The sequence below is a fragment of the Holzapfeliella sp. JNUCC 80 genome (genome assembly GCF_053667655.1).
In genome coordinates, this window is the sequence record NZ_CM132205.1 from 663,567 (window position 1) to 681,335 (window position 17,769).

Annotated in this window: 16 protein-coding genes and 1 tRNA gene; 2 read left to right on the top strand and 15 right to left on the bottom strand. The window is 36.5% G+C overall.

Annotation, left to right across the window (positions count from 1 at the left end; genetic code table 11):
- Nucleotides 1–29 precede the first annotated feature (29 nt).
- From dtd to prmA, 4 genes are all read right to left on the bottom strand, one after another.
- Nucleotides 30–467, bottom strand: coding sequence for a D-aminoacyl-tRNA deacylase (dtd, locus tag JNUCC80_RS03355; protein ID WP_454152563.1), 438 nt, complete (start codon nt 465–467; stop codon nt 30–32).
- Nucleotides 467–2,710, bottom strand: coding sequence for a RelA/SpoT family protein (locus JNUCC80_RS03360; protein WP_454144528.1), 2,244 nt, complete (start codon nt 2,708–2,710; stop codon nt 467–469). Before JNUCC80_RS03360 ends, dtd begins: the two co-directional genes overlap by 1 nt.
- 76 nt (nt 2,711–2,786) lie before the next feature.
- The gene (locus JNUCC80_RS03365) at nt 2,787–3,533 is read right to left on the bottom strand and encodes a 16S rRNA (uracil(1498)-N(3))-methyltransferase (protein ID WP_454152564.1); all 747 of its coding nucleotides are present in this window, start codon (nt 3,531–3,533) and stop codon (nt 2,787–2,789) included.
- Nucleotides 3,534–3,535: 2 nt separating this feature from the next.
- The gene (gene prmA / locus JNUCC80_RS03370; RefSeq protein WP_454152565.1) at nt 3,536–4,483 is read right to left on the bottom strand and encodes a 50S ribosomal protein L11 methyltransferase; all 948 of its coding nucleotides are present in this window, start codon (nt 4,481–4,483) and stop codon (nt 3,536–3,538) included.
- A gap of 124 nt (nt 4,484–4,607) precedes the next feature.
- Between prmA and JNUCC80_RS03375 the strand changes: the two genes are divergently transcribed.
- A complete protein-coding gene (locus JNUCC80_RS03375; protein ID WP_454144522.1) occupies nt 4,608–5,111 on the top strand; it encodes a YbaK/EbsC family protein in 504 nt (167 codons plus the stop codon).
- Nucleotides 5,111–5,428, top strand: coding sequence for a DUF960 family protein (locus JNUCC80_RS03380; RefSeq protein WP_454144520.1), 318 nt, complete (start codon nt 5,111–5,113; stop codon nt 5,426–5,428). The genes JNUCC80_RS03375 and JNUCC80_RS03380 overlap by 1 nt, the downstream gene beginning before the upstream one ends.
- Before the next feature lie 30 nt (nt 5,429–5,458).
- On the opposite strand, the gene JNUCC80_RS03385 is transcribed toward JNUCC80_RS03380, so the two are convergent.
- The 11 genes from JNUCC80_RS03385 to truB form a co-directional block, all read right to left on the bottom strand.
- Nucleotides 5,459–5,546, bottom strand: a tRNA-Ser gene (locus JNUCC80_RS03385).
- A 27-nt stretch (nt 5,547–5,573) separates the two neighbouring features.
- Nucleotides 5,574–6,092, bottom strand: coding sequence for an adenine phosphoribosyltransferase (locus JNUCC80_RS03390; RefSeq protein ID WP_454144518.1), 519 nt, complete (start codon nt 6,090–6,092; stop codon nt 5,574–5,576).
- A 20-nt stretch (nt 6,093–6,112) separates the two neighbouring features.
- On the bottom strand, nt 6,113–8,377 hold the full coding sequence (gene recJ / locus JNUCC80_RS03395; protein WP_454152566.1) for a single-stranded-DNA-specific exonuclease RecJ: 2,265 nt from the start codon (nt 8,375–8,377) through the stop codon (nt 6,113–6,115).
- A gap of 20 nt (nt 8,378–8,397) precedes the next feature.
- Nucleotides 8,398–9,072 carry a class A sortase gene (locus JNUCC80_RS03400; RefSeq protein WP_454152567.1) on the bottom strand — a complete coding sequence of 225 codons (675 nt, stop codon included), beginning with the start codon at nt 9,070–9,072 and terminating at the stop codon, nt 8,398–8,400.
- Between the two features lie 99 nt (nt 9,073–9,171).
- Nucleotides 9,172–11,001 carry a translation elongation factor 4 gene (gene lepA, locus JNUCC80_RS03405; RefSeq protein WP_454152568.1) on the bottom strand — a complete coding sequence of 610 codons (1,830 nt, stop codon included), beginning with the start codon at nt 10,999–11,001 and terminating at the stop codon, nt 9,172–9,174.
- Between the two features lie 95 nt (nt 11,002–11,096).
- Nucleotides 11,097–12,239 (bottom strand): molecular chaperone DnaJ, encoded by a 1,143-nt coding sequence (gene dnaJ / locus JNUCC80_RS03410; RefSeq protein ID WP_454152569.1) that lies wholly within the window; start codon nt 12,237–12,239, stop codon nt 11,097–11,099.
- Between the two features lie 68 nt (nt 12,240–12,307).
- The gene (dnaK, locus tag JNUCC80_RS03415; RefSeq protein ID WP_454152570.1) at nt 12,308–14,134 is read right to left on the bottom strand and encodes a molecular chaperone DnaK; all 1,827 of its coding nucleotides are present in this window, start codon (nt 14,132–14,134) and stop codon (nt 12,308–12,310) included.
- A gap of 26 nt (nt 14,135–14,160) precedes the next feature.
- Complete coding sequence (grpE, locus tag JNUCC80_RS03420) at nt 14,161–14,703, bottom strand: nucleotide exchange factor GrpE (RefSeq protein ID WP_454152571.1); 543 nt, start codon at nt 14,701–14,703, stop codon at nt 14,161–14,163.
- 11 nt (nt 14,704–14,714) lie between these two features.
- The gene (gene hrcA, locus JNUCC80_RS03425; RefSeq protein WP_454152572.1) at nt 14,715–15,770 is read right to left on the bottom strand and encodes a heat-inducible transcriptional repressor HrcA; all 1,056 of its coding nucleotides are present in this window, start codon (nt 15,768–15,770) and stop codon (nt 14,715–14,717) included.
- A gap of 102 nt (nt 15,771–15,872) precedes the next feature.
- Nucleotides 15,873–16,817, bottom strand: a complete 945-nt coding sequence (gene ribF, locus JNUCC80_RS03430; protein ID WP_454152573.1) for a riboflavin biosynthesis protein RibF — start codon at nt 16,815–16,817, stop codon at nt 15,873–15,875.
- A 19-nt stretch (nt 16,818–16,836) separates the two neighbouring features.
- On the bottom strand, nt 16,837–17,739 hold the full coding sequence (gene truB, locus JNUCC80_RS03435) for a tRNA pseudouridine(55) synthase TruB (RefSeq protein ID WP_454152574.1): 903 nt from the start codon (nt 17,737–17,739) through the stop codon (nt 16,837–16,839).
- Nucleotides 17,740–17,769 lie beyond the last annotated feature (30 nt).

Here is a 17,769-nt window from a genome sequence, read left to right on the forward strand (position 1 = left end):
TAGAAAAAGACGCTCTATGTCAATTTAGACTACAGTTCGTAAACAATTGTAACAGGACCATCATTAACTGATGCAACAGCCATATCTGCTCCAAATTGTCCCTCTTTAACTGTTAAGTTTTCTTCTCTTAATAATGCATTAAACTGATCATAAAACGCTTCAGCTTGTTTAGGTGCCATTGCTTCTTGAAAGTGAGGACGGTTTCCCTTTTTGGTATTGGCAAGTAACGTGAATTGACTCACTGACAGAATTTCACCTGCTACGTCTTTAACGCTTAGATTCATTTTTTGCTCATCATCACTAAAGATTCTCATTTTAGCAATTTTTTGTGCTGCTTTTTGCAGCATGTCTGGCGTATCATCTTGATGAACGCCCATAAGTAGCAACAACCCATTACCAATTTTTGAGTGTAATTGATTATCGATTGTAACACTTGCTTCTTGTACACGTTGAATAACAATTTTCATTATTGATCTGCTCTCTTTGCTTCATAAACATCTGGAATATTTTTTATTTGCGTCAAAATTTCGTTAAGGTGTTGTGAATTTTTAACAGAAACGGTTAAACGAACATGCGCCATATCATTATGATCAATACGACCACTGATATTGGATAGTTTCTTTGAAACCGCATTAAGTTTTTGGAGAATATCATTTAACAAACCGCTACGATTAAATCCATAAATACTTAGATTTGCAAAATAAGTTTGGTCTTTGGAAGAAACGTCCATCCATTCAACATCCATTACTCGACCTTCTATACGGTCTGATTCACTGATGTTTGAACAATCAGTACGGTGAATTGTAACGCCTCGACCTCTTGTTACATAGCCAACAATTGCATCCCCAGGTACAGGATTACAACACTTAGCTAATCTAATCAACAAGTTATTTAGACCTTGGATAATAACACCATTTTCATGCTGAATCTGCATTTTAGTTGGCTCATTTTGTTTAGAACGATCAATTTGATTATGTGTTTTGTTATCAGCAGCTGATAAAATCGAAGCCTCTAGCTCTTTACGCTTTTGTGCTTCGCTTTCACGGCGTGCTTTTTCTGTTAAACGGTTAGCCGCCACTAGCGGTGTGATTTCACCATAACCAATTGAACTAAACAGTTCTTCTTTAGAGCCAAAGTTGAATCGGTTAACCAATTCTTGAATATGAGCTTTATCCATGAATTCTTTTGGTGAATAGCCCATTTCAGTTAGTTGGTTTTCAATATCATTACGGCCTTTTTCGATATTTTCATCTTTAGTTTGGTTTTTGAAGTAGCGTCTGATTTTGTTACGTGCGCGGGATGTTTTAACAATATTAGTCCAGTCACGACTTGGATTAGCATTTGGAGAAGTATTAATTTCAATAATATCTCCGTTTTTCATTTTGTAATCAAGTGGAACCATCTTAGCATTAACACGTGCACCCACTGCATGGTTCCCAACTTCTGTGTGAACTAAATATGCAAAGTCTAGTGGAATAGACCCTTTAGGCAACTCATAAACATCACCTTTTGGTGTAAAGACATATACGCGGTCAGAGAACAAGTCTCCTTTAACACTTTCCATGAAGTCACGAGCATTAGTTGAATCTTCTCTTAGCTCTAAAATCTCACGGAAAATATCAATTTTTTGACCAGCTTCGTCAATTCTAACTGGTGAGCTAACCCCTTCTTTATAAGCCCAGTGAGCTGCAATACCAAATTCAGCAATTTCGTGCATTTCTTCTGTTCTGATTTGGATTTCTAGCGGTTTGCCACCAGGACCAATAATCGTTGTGTGAAGTGATTGGTAACCGTTAGCTTTAGGAACAGCAATATAGTCTTTAAAACGACGTGGAACAGGTTTCCATTTAGTATGAACTGCACCTAATACAGCATAACAATCACGAACGCTTTTAACTAGAATGCGAACAGCCGATAAATCATACAATTCATCAAACTGTTTATGCTTCTCTTTCATCTTTTTGTAGATTGAGTAGATATGCTTTGGACGACCGTAAATTGTATATTTGATGTTCAAATCATCTAAAGTCGTTTCCATTGTATTAATTGCATCCGCAATAAAGCCTTCACGTTCACTACGTTTAGTCTTCATCAAACTCACAATACGGTAGTATTGTTGTGGGTTTAGGTAATGTAATGAGATATCTTCTAGTTCCCATTTAATTTTGCTAATCCCTAAACGATCTGCCAATGGTGCGTAAATTTCAATTGTTTCAGTTGAAATGCGGCGCTGTTTATCTGGTCTTAAATGGTCTAATGTGCGCATATTATGCAATCGATCTGCTAATTTAACCATGATAACGCGTAAGTCTTGAGCCATTGCAATTAGCATCTTACGATGGTTTTCAGCAAGTTGTTCTTCATGTGACATATACTTGATTTTGCCCAGTTTAGTAACACCATCAACAATTGTTGCGACATCTTTACCAAATAGTTCCTCAACATCTCCAAGTGTTACTTCTGTATCTTCAACAACATCATGTAAAAAACCACTCACGATTGTTTCAGGGTCCATTCTAAGTTCGGCTAAACTACCGGCTACTTGAATAGGGTGAATAATGTAGGGCTGTCCTGATTGACGCTTTTGATCTTTATGCAGATAAGCTGCAAATTCATAGGCTTTTTTCACAAAGTCTAAGTGTTCTTGATTCATATATTCAGCGCAAAGGTCAAATACCTCTGTAACTGTTAAATCCTTATGTTTAGACATAGTCTCAACCCCTAGCTTTCCTCTAGTTATTATAGTTGAATTATAACAACCTTAAATTTAAAATACCAATTTTAAATCAATGATTTAACTCTGTTTGATAAGATAATGCACTCAAAAAGTATAAGGGGGCTGTTTCTACTCTCAAAATACGTGGTCCTAGCGCAGCGACTGTCGCACCTTGATTAACTAAAGTCGTCACTTCTTCTTCTGCTAATCCACCTTCAGGTCCAAATACACCTAGTACTTTTTGATTAGGTTCAACCTGTTCAAATACTTTGACCAAATTAGATTTTTCAGACTGTTTGGCAGCTTCTTCATAAGCGACTACAGTATGATCAAATTCTGATAGATCTAAGTCACTTAATTTGTCTAGCACTTTGACTTCAGGAACAATTGAGCGTCTTGATTGTTCAGCAGCTTGTTTAGCAATTGTATTTAAACGGTCCAATTTTTTAGCTAATCTATCAGCTTTCAACTTAGCCACAGCATATCTTGAATTAAAGAACACAAATGCATTAGCACCTAGTTCTGTCCCCTTTTGAATAATCCATTCCGCTTTTTCTTTTTTAGGCATCCCCACTAATAAAGTAACGTCTTGTTGCAATTCTACTTGGCGATCTTGTTCTTGCACAATCTCAACTTCAACAGCTTTATTTTCTAAACTCGTAATCTTTGCAATAAATACTTGGTGAAGACTGTCAACAACCTCAATCTCATCATCCACTTTACTACGTCTTACTCGAGAAACACGGTGAGCAATATCTTTAGGAAGTGACACAGTTTGATTAATTGATAAAGTCTCATCTAAAAAGTAATGTTGCATGTTTACACCTCTTGTTTCTTCACTAGCAAACTAACCCATGTCTTTTGACGCATTTCACTAATAACTTCAAAATTAAATTCTGCTAATTTTGCGACCAATTTATCGCGTTGTGCTTGATCGATACCTGATAAAATCACAACACCGTTATCAGCTAGATGTTCAGCTAAATTAGGTACTAATTCCATCAAAATTTCAGCCAAAATATTAGCAATGATAATATCATACTCACCTGAAACTTGTTTCAGTAAGTCACTTTCTTGCAAAGTAATCTGATTTTCTAATTCATTTAATTTGATGTTTTCTTCAGCAAAAATTAAAGCATGTGCGTCAATATCGGTTCCAACAACTTGTTGCGCACCCATTTTGTGTGCAGCAATCGCAAGTATTCCTGAGCCTGTCCCAAGATCTAATACACGCGCATCATCTTTAACCATCGTCTTTTCTAAATACTGTAAAGCTAATTGTGTTGTAATGTGAGTACCTGTTCCAAATGACATACCTGGATCCAGACGAATAATTTGTTCATGGTGTGATTTTGTTTGGTAGTTTTCCCATTCAGGAACAACTGTAAACCAATGTGACAAACGAACTGGATGGTAATACTCTTTCCAATTGTTTTCCCAATCTTGGTCCACAATACGATTCAAAGCAATAACACCTGACCCAATATTAAGTTGGTAACCCTTTAATTCAGTTAGCTTCTCTTTAGTTTGAGCAGGAAGGGTTTGGTCAAAGGTTGACTCATCAAAATACCCACTAACTTCTGCTGCTTCTGGTAAATCTTTGATATCGTCCGTCATAATTAGTTCACCATAACCAGGTGTGTTTTTATCTTCAAAATCTTGACGATCTCTCGTTTGAATACCCAGTGCACCATTCGCCATTAAGAAAGCTGACAATGCTTCAACTGAATCCGTTGCTGTTTGAATTGATAGTTCGATTAAATTCAAAATATTCCCTCACTTAAATTAAAATTATGGTTTCATTATAACTTATTTTGACTTGGATTTCTTTTGACACTTAAAAATCACATTGCTAAGATTATATTTATTACAAATAAAAAGGAGTCTTTAGATGTCTAAGAAAAAAGCTAAAGTTTCAAAAACATTGGTTGAAAAAATGCTGGATCAGCAAAAAATTAATTATCAATCAATCGTGGCACCAACCGTTAAAGATGGTGACGTTGATGCTTTAGATACTGAAAACTTTCCAAAACACGACGTAACAGTCTACAAAACACTTGTTCTAAAAGGAACTGAAAACCCTGTTTTAGTCGGCGTTGTGCCACTAGATAAACACCTCAGCTACAAAAAGTTGAGTCAAATTTCTGGTGATAAGAAAGTTCACTTACTACCCTTAAAAGATTTAGAAAAAACAACTGGCTATGTTCATGGTGCCAATACACCTATTGGTATCTATGAAAAACTAAAAGTCCCTATCTTCTATGACCAACAAGCAGATCTTGAAGATGAAATTATTGTTTCAGCCGGAAAAGTCGGTCGTAGTGTTCAAATTAAAGTTTCAGACTTAATTGATATTACTGCTGGTCAATTCGGCGATATTGCAGAGGAGAAATAATGCCTTTTAACCCCCTACAAGAACGTTTTGCTTCAGTCAAAGTCATGCAGCAATTACCAGAAGAAGTGGTCCATTTGATTTGGGAAACAATCGATGATCAATTAGTTGGTCTGGTTCCTTTAGAAAACTTATTAACCTTTACATTGTTTTTAAATAATCAAACACAAAAATTAAAATTTGTGCAACCTGGAACCGATTTAGAAGTTGATTTCGATTTGAAGAAACCTTTTTTAGTTAATCAACCACTTACAGTCATTGCCTATGATGCTGATGACCACCAAACTTTATTGTTTGAAGATGAATTAAAAATCCCTTAAAGCTATTAAGCCTTAAGGGATTTTTTATTAAGGAGCGTACAGGATTTGAACCTGCGCGCCGGTATTAACCGGTTCGCCGGATTTCGAGTCCGGTGCATTACCACTCTGCCAACGCTCCATAATCAAGGACTAGCCTTGATATATATTAGTAGTCCATTAATGTGAACATATCGTAATCTTTGATTTTGTCACGACCGTTTAAGTCTTTTAGTTCAATCAAGAAAGCTGTTCCAACAACGATTCCACCTAGTTTTTCAACTAAGTCGATAGTTGCACGAACAGTTCCACCTGTTGCCATTAAATCATCAGCAACTAGAACTTTTTGACCAGGTTTGATAGCATCTTTGTGCATGTAAAGTGTGTCTTGACCATACTCTAAATCGTAAGAAACAGAAACTGTTTCACGAGGTAATTTACCTGCTTTACGAGCTGGTGCAAAACCAACACCTAGCTCATCTGCGACAGGACAACCTACTAAAAATCCACGAGCCTCAGGGCAACATACCATATCTACGCCTAGGTCTTTAGCATATTTAACAATTTCCATTGTTGCAGCGTGGTAAGCTTCACCATCAGCCATTAAAGGTGAAATATCACGGAAAGTAACACCTTCACTTGGGAAATTAGGAACATCTGCTACGTAATCTTTAAAATTCATTGTCAAGTTTAGGACTCCTATCTTTGCTAACCTAAATATTGTAAAATATGACGCTTCAAATCAGATGAAGACATCACATTTAGCTGATTAACAAATTGTAATTGTTTTTGTGTTTGTTGTAATAAATTTGAAGATGTCAGTGCTTTTGACTGAACATTTTCAACTGGTTTAATTAGAACCCTATCTATTTTAACAAAATTTAGCTCTAAAAACACCCTTAAAATCAAATTTAATTCGTAAATTGATAAGTTGAAGTATGCTGTTAATTGTTTTAAGTCCGTTGTTTTCAAATCATGATGTTGATAGAAATACTTCAACACTTCGCGAAACTTGTCTTGAGATGGCATCTGTGTGAGATGTAAATTTTTGATTTGACCGTAAAAATAAACTTGTTCAATAGCTGATGATGAAAGAACCGCTTCTAATTGCTGATTATTTAATGGCTGATCCATTATAATAATTGTCTGTGATTTTGGGTTGCTAGGACGTAACAAAACAGCCTGGTCATCATCTATATTCAGTTTTTCCTTAAATGCAGTTAGTTTTTCTTCATTGAAAAAGCCAAAAGTACCTTGCACAGCCATAATTTGATTAAATTGATAATGGCGACAGTCAATGACCTGTTCTTTTTCAAATTCAAGATGCTTGAGCATAAGTTGAGGGGTTACTTTACCCTTCCATTCATTCTTGGATAATTCACCATATAAAATGCCTTTTTCCTTGAACGTATTGAGGTCAACATTTGGATAATTAAACCCAATTCCCGAAATTTGCATCCCTTTTGAATTAAGCATCGTAAATTTCAAATGATCTTGTGTCTGTCCAATCTTTCTAGCAAAAGAAATGTGTGGGGAATTGATTTTGAATAGTGGCATTTCAAAGTTGGTCCCGAAAGGTCCAAGAGCTGAGATTTCTTCGAGTTGCTCTAAGGTTAAATCATCAGGCGTGAGTGAGCAATCAAATAATTGTTCACTATCTTGACTATTAAGTGAAAAACTAGCTTCAAATTTTTGAATTAAGTTATCTAGCTTATCTTCCTCAACAGACAAGCCACATGCCATGTCGTGACCACCAAATGAGACCAGTTCTGATTTGATTGGTGTAAGTGCTGTAAACAAGTCAAAGCCTTGTATACTACGACCAGACCCTTTTAAAACACCGTTTTCAGCTTTAGTCAATAAGATAGCAGGTTTTTGTGTTTCTTCAACTACTTTATTGGCCACAATTCCCAAGATACCTTCATGCCAATTTTCTTGATAAATAATCAATGTGTTTTGATTTTGGTACTGCGCGCTTTTTGCCAGTTCAAGCGCTTCTTTGGTTGTTGTCACAACTAGTTCTTTTCGCTTAATATTAATTGTTTCGATTTCTTTAGCTAGTGATTCGCAGGTTTCAGGATTATCATTCAGCAACAATTCGACTGCTTTCCCTGCATTTTCTAATCGTCCTAGTGAATTCAATCGTGGTGAGATGACAAACCCAATACTAGTTTCATCTAAGTCATCTAAATTAGCCCCTGATTCAACTAACAGCTGTCTTAATCCCAATCTTTGCGTGTTTTGTAAAGCTTCAACACCAAACTTCAATAGCGTATGGTTTTCTCCTGTTACCGCAACCATATCAGCTATCGTTCCAATAGCTACTAAATCAAGCAGTTCATAAGCAGTCTCGCCCAACAAGGCACAGCATAACTTAAAGCTAACACCCACTCCAGCTAAATCATCGAAAGGATAAGCTTGATTAGCTAATCTTGGATGAATAATCGCTAACGCATCGGATAGGACTTGAGGTAAATTATGATGATCAGTAATAATGATATCAATACCTTGCTCATTCAAGAATTCAACAGCCTCTTTTCCACTTACCCCGTTATCAACGGTAATAAAAAGCTGTGTTCCTTCATTAATCAGCTTTTGATAACTGGCTTGATTAGGACCGTATCCTTCATTGAAACGATTAGGAAGATGATAATTTACATTGGCACCCATAATTTCAAGCGTTTCTACCAAAATTGTCGTACTTGTGATACCGTCTGCGTCATAATCACCATATACTGTAATTTGCTCTTGAGCATCTATTGCTTGATGAATACGATCAACGGCTTTTTGCATATCTGTAAATAAAAACGGATCATGAATCGACTCTTCTGATGGATTAAGCCAATCTTCAATTGCTTCTTTTGAAGTAAGTCCTCTATTTTCTAAAAGTGTCACGGCAATGTCTGATAGTCCTAGTTCTGACCGAGTCTCAGAAGAAATCTTAGTCAACGGTTCTTTTTGTTTGAAATCCAAGCTAGTTTAACCCCTTTTGCTTATTTTAAATTAAATGTGGCTAATTCAGATTGCGTAGCGTCTTTTGTCTCAATCAACTCACCGCGAATCGCCCAACGATTAACCCCGCCATCTGCGCAAGTTATTAGTGTCACAATGGCATTATCTGTATTATCAACAAGCCATACCGCATATGGATCGACGACTTCTTTTTGATAAATCTTGTAAGTGTATACTTTATCTAAATCGGTTAAATAAATCAATTCACCTAGTTTAACTGATTCTAATGGCGAAAATAAAAGCCCTTTATCTGTCATATAATGTCCAGCAATGGGATAATTACCAATACCCATTTGCTGATCCTCACGCATTGTTCCGCCACCAGAAGATAGTGCGGCATCACTCAGACCTTTTGAAACCGGTAAGTTCATATTGACACTAGGTATAGCCATTAATCCAATAACTTGTGTCTGATTATGAGTTAATGACTGTCCTACCTGATTAATATCTAAACTTTTAACTTTAGAAAAATCATAATCTTCACTTTTAGTTTGCATGTTTTTTTGAATTTGTTCCTTAGTCACAGAAGTTCTAGCCACTTCAGTATTATGAGAAACAATGCTGTTTTGAATGGGCTCATTAAAAATCAAAGCAATGCCGACAATTAATAACACTGTTGCAAATAAGTACAACAAAACTCTTTTAAATTTTTTCATTAGCAACTCCATTAGTATCAGTTTTCAACCTAGGTATTATATCATTAGTCTTTTAAAATAAAAAATCCTCTTTAGGCAATCTAAAGAGGATTAAAGCTTTTATTTTTCGTCGTCACTCATTTTTAGCACACTCATAAAGGCTTCTTGAGGCACATCTAGTTTTCCAACGGCCTTCATACGTTTCTTACCAGCTTTTTGTTTTTCAAGCAGTTTCATACGACGGGTAACATCCCCACCATATAGTTTAGCTGTAACATCTTTACGGTAAGCTTTGATAGTAGAACGTGCGATAACTTTATTCCCAATTGAAGCTTGAACAGGCACTTCAAATTGTTGACGTGGAATAACAGATTTTAGTTTCTCTGTAATGGCTCGACCACGAGCTTGAGCAAAGTCACGGTGAACAATGAAACTCAAGGCATCGACTACTTCACCCGCAAGTAAAATATCAATCTTAACTAGGTCACTTGGACGGTATCCACATAACTCATAATCAAGAGAGGCATATCCACGTGTATTTGATTTTAGTTCATCAAAGAAATCAAACACAATTTCAGACAATGGAATTTCATAAATAACGTTAACACGGTTAGCATCTAAGTAGTCCATAGTAATGAAGTTACCACGTTTTCTTTGAGCTAGCTCCATGACAGGCCCAACATAATCATTTGGCACCATAATTTCTGCTTTAACGTAAGGCTCTTGAATTTCACGAATATCACTAGGATCAGGCATATCTGCAGGGTTAGCAACAGTTTTTCCTTCACCATTTTGAAGCTTCGTATGATAATCCACAGATGGTGCTGTCATAATTAACTCTAAGCCAAATTCACGTTCTAGACGTTCTTGAATAACATCCATATGAAGTAATCCTAAGAATCCACATCTAAAACCAAACCCTAAGGCTTGAGAAGTTTCAGGTTCAAACTCAAGCGCTGCATCATTTAACTGTAAACGTTCTAAAGCTTCTCTTAAATCATCGTATTTAGCATTTTCAACTGGATACATCCCTGAATAAACCATTGGCTTAGCAGGACGGTAACCAGGTGTTGGCTTAGTCGTTGGGTTGTTAGCTAGTGTCAACGTATCACCCACGTGTGTATCACGAACAGTTTTGATGTTAGCTGTTAGATAACCAACATCACCTGCAACTAAACGATCACGACTAACAGCTTTAGGTGACAATACACCTACTTCTGTTACTTCGTATTGCTTACCATTACTCATAACTTCAATCATGTCACCGGGTTTAACGATTCCATCTTCAACTCGCACTGATAAAACAACCCCACGATACGAATCATATACAGAGTCAAAAATCATCGCCTTCAATGGTGCTTCAAAATCACCTTGAGGTGCAGGAATGTCAGTTACGATACGTTCTAGTAATTCTTCAATTCCTAACCCACTCTTAGCTGAAGCAAGCACAGCATCTTGTGCATCTAAACCGATTGTGTCTTCAATTTCATCTTTAACACGGTCTGGATCTGCTGCAGGTAGATCAATTTTGTTAATAACAGGTACAATTTCAAGGTCGTTATCTAAGGCTAAGTACACATTAGCTAGTGTTTGTGCTTCAACACCTTGAGCTGCATCAACGACCAAAACAGCTCCTTCACAAGCTGCAAGTGAACGTGAAACTTCATATGAAAAGTCCACGTGACCTGGTGTGTCGATTAAATGAAAAATATAGTCTTTACCATCTTTGGCACGATACTTTAACTCAACTGAGTTCAACTTAATTGTAATACCACGTTCACGTTCTAGTTCCATACTATCTAGAATTTGAGCGTGCATTTCACGCTTTGACACTGTATCTGTCAGTTCTAAGATACGGTCAGCTATTGTTGATTTCCCATGATCAATATGGGCAACAATAGAAAAATTTCTTATTCTTGATTGATAATCTTTTAATTCTTCTAAATTCATGTGTTCTCCTCTATTACTTCTGTTCTTTATTATAGCAAGTATCCGAAATGGTCACAAACAAAAAGAGAAGATTAAGATCTTCTCTTTTTTAGAATTCACATAAATTTATCTTTTACTTTTTCAAAAAAGTTTTTGTCTTGAGGTTGAATGTCTTCCCCGCCAGCTTTAACAAAGTCGACTAAGGCTTTCTTTTGATCCTCATTCATTTTCTTAGGTGTCACAATTTTAACTGTTGTTTCTTGGTTACCTGTTCCATGTCCGTTCAATTGCGGAACACCTTTACCGTTTAACCTAAAGGTTGTTCCTGTTTGTGTTCCAGCTGGAATACGCAATTTCACTTTACCATGAACAGTATCAACGTCAATTTCATCACCAAGTGCAGCTTGAGCAAAGCTAATTGGAACAGTGTAGTAAATTGTTGTTCCTGAACGTTCAAATGTCTTACTTGGACGCACACGTAAAACAATGTATAAATCACCGTAAGGCCCGCCATTAGCACCAGCTTCACCTTGACCAGTTAAATGAATTTGTTGGCCTTGGTCAACACCTGCTGGAATATTAACTTCAACAGTGTGTCTTTGTTCAGTTGTTCCTTTACCATGACAGTCTTCACAAGGTGTTTCAATAATCACACCTTGACCGTGACATTCATCACAGGCAACTTGTTGACGAACCATACCAAGCATTGTTTGACGATCTACGGTCATATGACCTGAACCATGACATTTTTGACAAGTTTTGGTTGAAGTACCTGGTTTTGCACCCTTACCATCACAAGTCTTACATGTTTCATCACGATCATATGTGACATTTGTTTTCTTACCGAAAATTGCTTCTTCAAACTCAAGTGTCATGGTGTAATCTAAATCATGCCCTTTTCTTGGTGCAGTTGGATCTTGTGCACGGCCACCGCCGGCAGCTCCACCACCAAAGAATTGGTTAAAGATGTCTTCAAAACCGCCAAAGCCTTGGGCACCGCCACCAAAACCACCAGCTCCACCTTGGGCACCACCATTAACACCTGCATGACCATAATTATCATAAGCAGCGCGTTTTTGGGAGTCGCTCAAGACTTCATAAGCTTCACTAACTTCTTTGAACTTTTCTTCAGCATCCTCAGAATCATTCAAATCAGGGTGGTATTTTTTAGATAGTTTACGATAAGCTTTTTTTATTTCGGCTTCCGATGCATTTTTAGAAAGACCCAGGACTTCATAGTAATCTCGTTGTTGTGCCATAAAATTCCTCTTTCATTTCTATAAATGAAAAAAGTCAAATTGACAATTTGACTTTTTCATCGTAATTGTTATTTATCTTTATCAGGGTCTACTTCACGGAAGTCACCATCTACGGTGTCATCGTTGTTTGCTTGACCTGATTGTTCGCCACCTTGGGCTTCTTGTGCTTGTTGGTATAGTTTTGTTGTAAGATCTTGAACGATTTGGTTCAATTCATCTTTTTTAGCTTTCATCGCTTCTAAGTCATTGTCAGATTGTGCTTTTTCTAAAGCTTCTAGAGCTTCTTTAGCTTTTGAAACTTCTTCTTCAGAAACTTTGCCATCTAATTCTTTCAATGTCTTATCAGTTGTGAAGATTAATTGATCAACTTCATTACGTAAGTCTACTTCTTCTTTACGTTTTTTATCTGCTTCAGCGTTTTCTTCAGCATCTTTTGTCATACGTTCAATTTCTTCATCTGATAGACCTGATGAACTTTGGATTGTAATTTTTTGTTCTTTTTGAGTACCTAAGTCTTTAGCAGATACATTTACAATACCATTTTTATCAATGTCAAATTTAACTTCGATTTGAGGAACACCACGTGGTGCTGGTGGAATATCTGTTAATTGGAAACGACCTAGCGTCTTGTTATCAGCAGCCATTGGACGTTCACCTTGAAGAACGTGAATGTCTACAGCTGGTTGATTGTCAGCAGCTGTTGAGAAGACTTGTGACTTACTTGTAGGAATTGTTGTGTTACGTTCAATTAATTTAGTTGAAACGCCACCCATTGTTTCGATACCTAATGATAATGGTGTTACGTCAAGAAGAACAACATCTTTAACGTCACCTGAAATCACACCACCTTGAACAGCAGCACCTAAGGCAACAGCTTCATCAGGGTTGATTGAGTGATCAGGTTTTTTACCTGTCCAGTCTTCAACAGCTTTTTGAACTGAAAGAATACGTGTTGAACCACCGTTTAAGATAACTTTGTCAACTTCATCTTTTGAAAGTCCAGCATCTTTTAGTGCATTTTCAACTGGGATTCTTGTTCTTTCAACTAATTCAGCTGTGATTTCATCGAATTTAGCGCGAGTTAAGGTTGTTTCCAAGTGTAATGGACCTGCTTCACCTGCTGAGATAAATGGCAAGCTAATTTGAGTTGTTGTTACACCTGATAAATCTTTTTTAGCTTTTTCAGCTGCATCTTTTAGACGTTGTAATGCCATTTTATCTTTAGATAAGTCAATACCATTTTCGTCTTTAAATTGTGCAATCAACCAATCCATGATTGCTTCATCAAAGTCATCCCCACCTAAGTGAGTATCACCATTTGTTGAAAGTACTTGGAATACACCGTCACCTAATTCAAGGATAGAAACGTCAAATGTACCACCACCCAAGTCATAAACAAGGATTTTTTCGTCTTCTTCGGCTTTGTCTAAACCATAAGCTAAAGCACTAGCAGTTGGTTCGTTAACAATACGTTTAACATCTAAACCAGCAATCTTACCAGCATCTTTTGTTGCTTGTCTTTGTGAATCATTGAAGTAAGCAGGCACTGTAATAACAGCTTCTGTTACTTCTTCACCTAAGTAATCTTCACTGAATTTTTTGATGTGTTGTAAAATCATTGCTGAAATTTCTTGTGGTGTATATGACTTGTCACCAACAGTTACTTTGTAACCAGCTTCACCAATGTGACGTTTGATAGAAGAAATTGTGTCTGGGTTTGTAATTGCTTGTCTTTTAGCAACTTCCCCAACTTGAATTTCACCATCTTTAAAAGCAACAACAGAAGGAGTTGTACGGTTACCTTCTGGGTTTGCAATAATTTTTGGTTCTTTACCTTCTAAAACAGCAACTGCTGAGTTAGTTGTTCCTAAATCAATACCAATAACTTTTGACATAAATCAATAACTTCCTTTCGAATTTCTTAGTTTGCAACGCTAACCATTGCAGGTCTTAAAATACGATCTTTAAATAAGTATCCAGGTTGATAAACTTCAACAACTGTATCTTTTGGATGGTCTTCAGTTGCTTCAACTGTTTGGACAGCTTGGTGATAATTTGGATCAAAATGTGCACCTTCTGCTTCAACTTCTGTAATGCCTTTATCATTTAAAGCTTTCATTAATGCGTTATAAGTTAATTCAATCCCTTTTTTCAATTGGCTTGAAGCCTCATCGTCAGCTTGAACTTGTAAAGCTCTTTGTAAATTGTCTAAAGCTGGCAAAATTTCTTTTGCAAGGCTTTGACCTTCATATTTACTGAATTGAGCGAGTTCTTTTTGTTGACGTGTTTGAATATTTTGGATTTCAGCTTGTGAACGCAAGTATTTATCTTGCGCTTCTTCAAGCTCTTGTTGAAGTTTTTCAACTTCTGAAGGTTCTTCTGCTTCAACAACTTCTTCCGTTGTTTCTTCAACAGGTTCTTCGGTTGTATTTTCTTGTTTAATATCTTTTTCTTCGTTAGACACTGTCATCCTCCTTATCTAAACTTGCTATAATAATCTAGTAATTGATCTGCAAGTTCTTCTTTGAAGTAGTTCATTAAACTAATCATCTGTGAATAGGGCATGTTTGTTGGCCCTAGTAAAGCGACAATTCCATTTCCAAAGTCACCGACTTCATATGTAGCCGTCAATAGACTGTAGTCTTTCAATAAATCAAGCGGTAGCTCGTCTCCTAAACGGACATGAACTGAAAATGCTGGATTGTTTAGACTATTTTCATGAATTAAATCTGAAAATATCTCTGGATGACTAAGCAACTGATAAAGTGACTTCAAATTATCCAAGTCATCAAAACTAGAATAATTGTTAAGGAGATTCAACTCACCATTAACGAATAGTTGATCAGTTTCAGTTGGTTTGAAAACATCCTTCAATAATTGAAGAAGAATCAAACTAGCTGTGTCCTCTTCAATACCGAGAATTGACATGAACTTCTCAGAAGAATAACTCGATACTTCATGTAAAGTTTTGCCCTTAACTGCCGTATTGATTTTCTCAACTAATGATTCTAGTTCTTTACCCGATACATCCTCAGGTAAGCGATAAAGCTGATTTTTGACGTCGCCATCGCTGGTAACCAAAATTGCCATCATTTGATGATTAGAAAGTGGCACGATGCGAAATTCAGTAATTCTACAAAACTGAATTTCTGGACTAGCTACAAAAGCTGTATAACTAGTCAGATCAGATAATATTTTTGCCGAACGAGATACAATATCGTCAATTTTTTGAAATTGATGATTGAAATCTATTTGCAGTTTTTCATGCAAGTTTTCTGGCATATCTGTTGGCTGTAATAAATAATCTAGATAATAGCGATATCCCTTATTTGATGGGACACGACCAGAAGATGAATGTGTTTTTTCGATTAATCCTAATTCCTCAAGCTTAGCCATTTCATTTCTGATAGTGGCTGAAGAAACTTGAATCGTTAGTTCATCCATCAATGTCTTTGACCCAACAGGCTGTTGTGTCTTGTTAAAGACATTGATAATCATCTTTAATATTAGTTCTTGTCGTTTTGATAACATAGCGTCACCTCTTCGAATTAGCACTATTAAATTACGAGTGCTAACTATTAGAATATAACAACTAAATAGCAGAATGTCAAGATGACAGCTAAAATTATCAAGCTATTTTTTTAAGGTTTTGAAATAGGCTTTGCTATTGGCTTCGTCTTGGTTCAATTGTTCAATTAAAGCAACGACTGAGGGGTACTTTTCTTCTGGTCGAAGATAGTGATACCATCTCACATCAACAATTTCATCATAAATATCTTCATCAAAATCAAAAATATTGACTTCAACGGATAAATCTTTCACATCATCAAATGTAATGTTATAACCAACACTTGCCATCCCTTGATACCATTGGTTATGAACCTTCAATTCAACAGTATAGGCACCTGAGGCTAGACCGACCTTATCTTCACTAGAAGCAATATTAGCCGTTGGAAACCCCAATTTTCGGCCGCGTTTGAACCCATGAACGACTTGTCCAGATGTCTGATAAATTGAATCCAGTAATTCATTAGCCTGATCGACGTCACCTTTTTCGATTAATCGACGAATTCGAGTTGAACTAACTTTTTCATTACCTTTGTTGTAACTGTCGACTTCATAAACATCAAATTTATTTTGAGCTAACTGTTTTAGCAATGACATATTAGCTACTTCTTTTTTTCCAAAAGTATAATCAAATCCTGCAACAACTGCTTTAACATTTAATTTAACCAGAACATTGTTGATAAATTCATCAGGTTGAACCTTAGCTAGCGGGCCATTGAAATTGCCAATATAGAAGATATCGACCCCTGCTTCATTCATCAATTGTTGTTTTTCACTTGTTGTAGTAATTAACGGCACAGTAACATCAGCTGGACCATATATTTTGCTAGGGTGCGTATTCATTGTCATAACAGCTAATTTCAAGTTTTGCTCTTGAGCAACTTTTTGACCTTTTTCAATTAATTGACGATGACCTAGATGAACACCATCAAAAAATCCAAGAACCAATACAATTCCTTGAGGTTCGACAATTTGATTATTAACTGGATAATCTAGTTCGTAACTACGCATACTTATCCTCCCTTATCGGTTAACTATTTTGAAGCAACATCATTTCCGGACGATAAAGTGGCGGATGTTTAACGTCTTTCTTGTAAATCGCTTTTATTTTTCGATTATGATACAAACATAGACGTTCTACGTCAATTGGAAATTTAAGTTTGGCACCATTTTGTACCATTTCAAACTCTTTATCGCTTAAATGGTAAGCCGGTTGATCTTCAAAGAAACGTTCAAGAGGTACCACATAATCAGGTGCTTTTTCAGGTTGTTCTTTTAAAGTCTCTAATAAAACAGCATCTTTCAACCCGAATCCAGCACTTTTAGCACGGGTCAATGAGCTCATAACAGCAGGAACGCCAAGAATATCGCCTAATTGTTTAATTAGTGTTCTCACATAAGTTCCCTTTGAACAAGTAATTTCAAATTTAAATCGTTGCTGCTTGTTTTGTTCATCGTAAGTAGATTGTCCTATTTTGGCATATTTAGATACTTTAATATGGCGAATTGGGCGTTCAACAGGAATGTTGTTTCGCGCATAATCATATAATCGACGCCCTTTAATTTTAACGGATGAATACATTGGCGGTAGTTGTTCAACATCCCCTGTTAGTTGTGCCATCGCTGCTACAATTTCTTCTTCTGAATAGGGGGTCTCAACATCTTGTGATTTCGTCACTTCACCATCTAAGTCTTCCGTATCAGTTTCAAAGCCTAAAATGGCTTCACCAATATACGCTTTATCATGGGTCTGCATCAAATCGATGATTTTAGTTGCTTGTCCAATCGCAATTGGCAAGATTCCTTCTACTGATGGATCTAAAGTACCACCATGACCCACTTTTTTCATTTGAAGAACGCGACGCATATCACGAACGCAGTCGGTACTCGTCATCCCCTTAGTTTTATATAAAACAATTACACCACTTAACATATCTTACTTAACCATCCTTTATTATAAAAA

What these genes read in the sequence shown, in the direction of transcription:
- dtd (WP_454152563.1), bottom strand. Translation starts at nt 467, where the DNA reads ATGAAAATTGTTATTCAACGTGTACAAGAAGCAAGTGTTACAATCGAT.
- JNUCC80_RS03360 (WP_454144528.1), bottom strand. Translation starts at nt 2,710, where the DNA reads ATGTCTAAACATAAGGATTTAACAGTTACAGAGGTATTTGACCTTTGC.
- JNUCC80_RS03365 (WP_454152564.1), bottom strand. Translation starts at nt 3,533, where the DNA reads ATGCAACATTACTTTTTAGATGAGACTTTATCAATTAATCAAACTGTG.
- JNUCC80_RS03375 (WP_454144522.1), top strand. Translation starts at nt 4,608, where the DNA reads ATGTCTAAGAAAAAAGCTAAAGTTTCAAAAACATTGGTTGAAAAAATG.
- JNUCC80_RS03380 (WP_454144520.1), top strand. Translation starts at nt 5,111, where the DNA reads ATGCCTTTTAACCCCCTACAAGAACGTTTTGCTTCAGTCAAAGTCATG.
- JNUCC80_RS03400 (WP_454152567.1), bottom strand. Translation starts at nt 9,072, where the DNA reads ATGAAAAAATTTAAAAGAGTTTTGTTGTACTTATTTGCAACAGTGTTA.
- lepA (WP_454152568.1), bottom strand. Translation starts at nt 11,001, where the DNA reads ATGAATTTAGAAGAATTAAAAGATTATCAATCAAGAATAAGAAATTTT.
- dnaJ (WP_454152569.1), bottom strand. Translation starts at nt 12,239, where the DNA reads ATGGCACAACAACGAGATTACTATGAAGTCCTGGGTCTTTCTAAAAAT.
- dnaK (WP_454152570.1), bottom strand. Translation starts at nt 14,134, where the DNA reads ATGTCAAAAGTTATTGGTATTGATTTAGGAACAACTAACTCAGCAGTT.
- hrcA (WP_454152572.1), bottom strand. Translation starts at nt 15,770, where the DNA reads ATGTTATCAAAACGACAAGAACTAATATTAAAGATGATTATCAATGTC.
- ribF (WP_454152573.1), bottom strand. Translation starts at nt 16,817, where the DNA reads ATGCGTAGTTACGAACTAGATTATCCAGTTAATAATCAAATTGTCGAA.
- truB (WP_454152574.1), bottom strand. Translation starts at nt 17,739, where the DNA reads ATGTTAAGTGGTGTAATTGTTTTATATAAAACTAAGGGGATGACGAGT.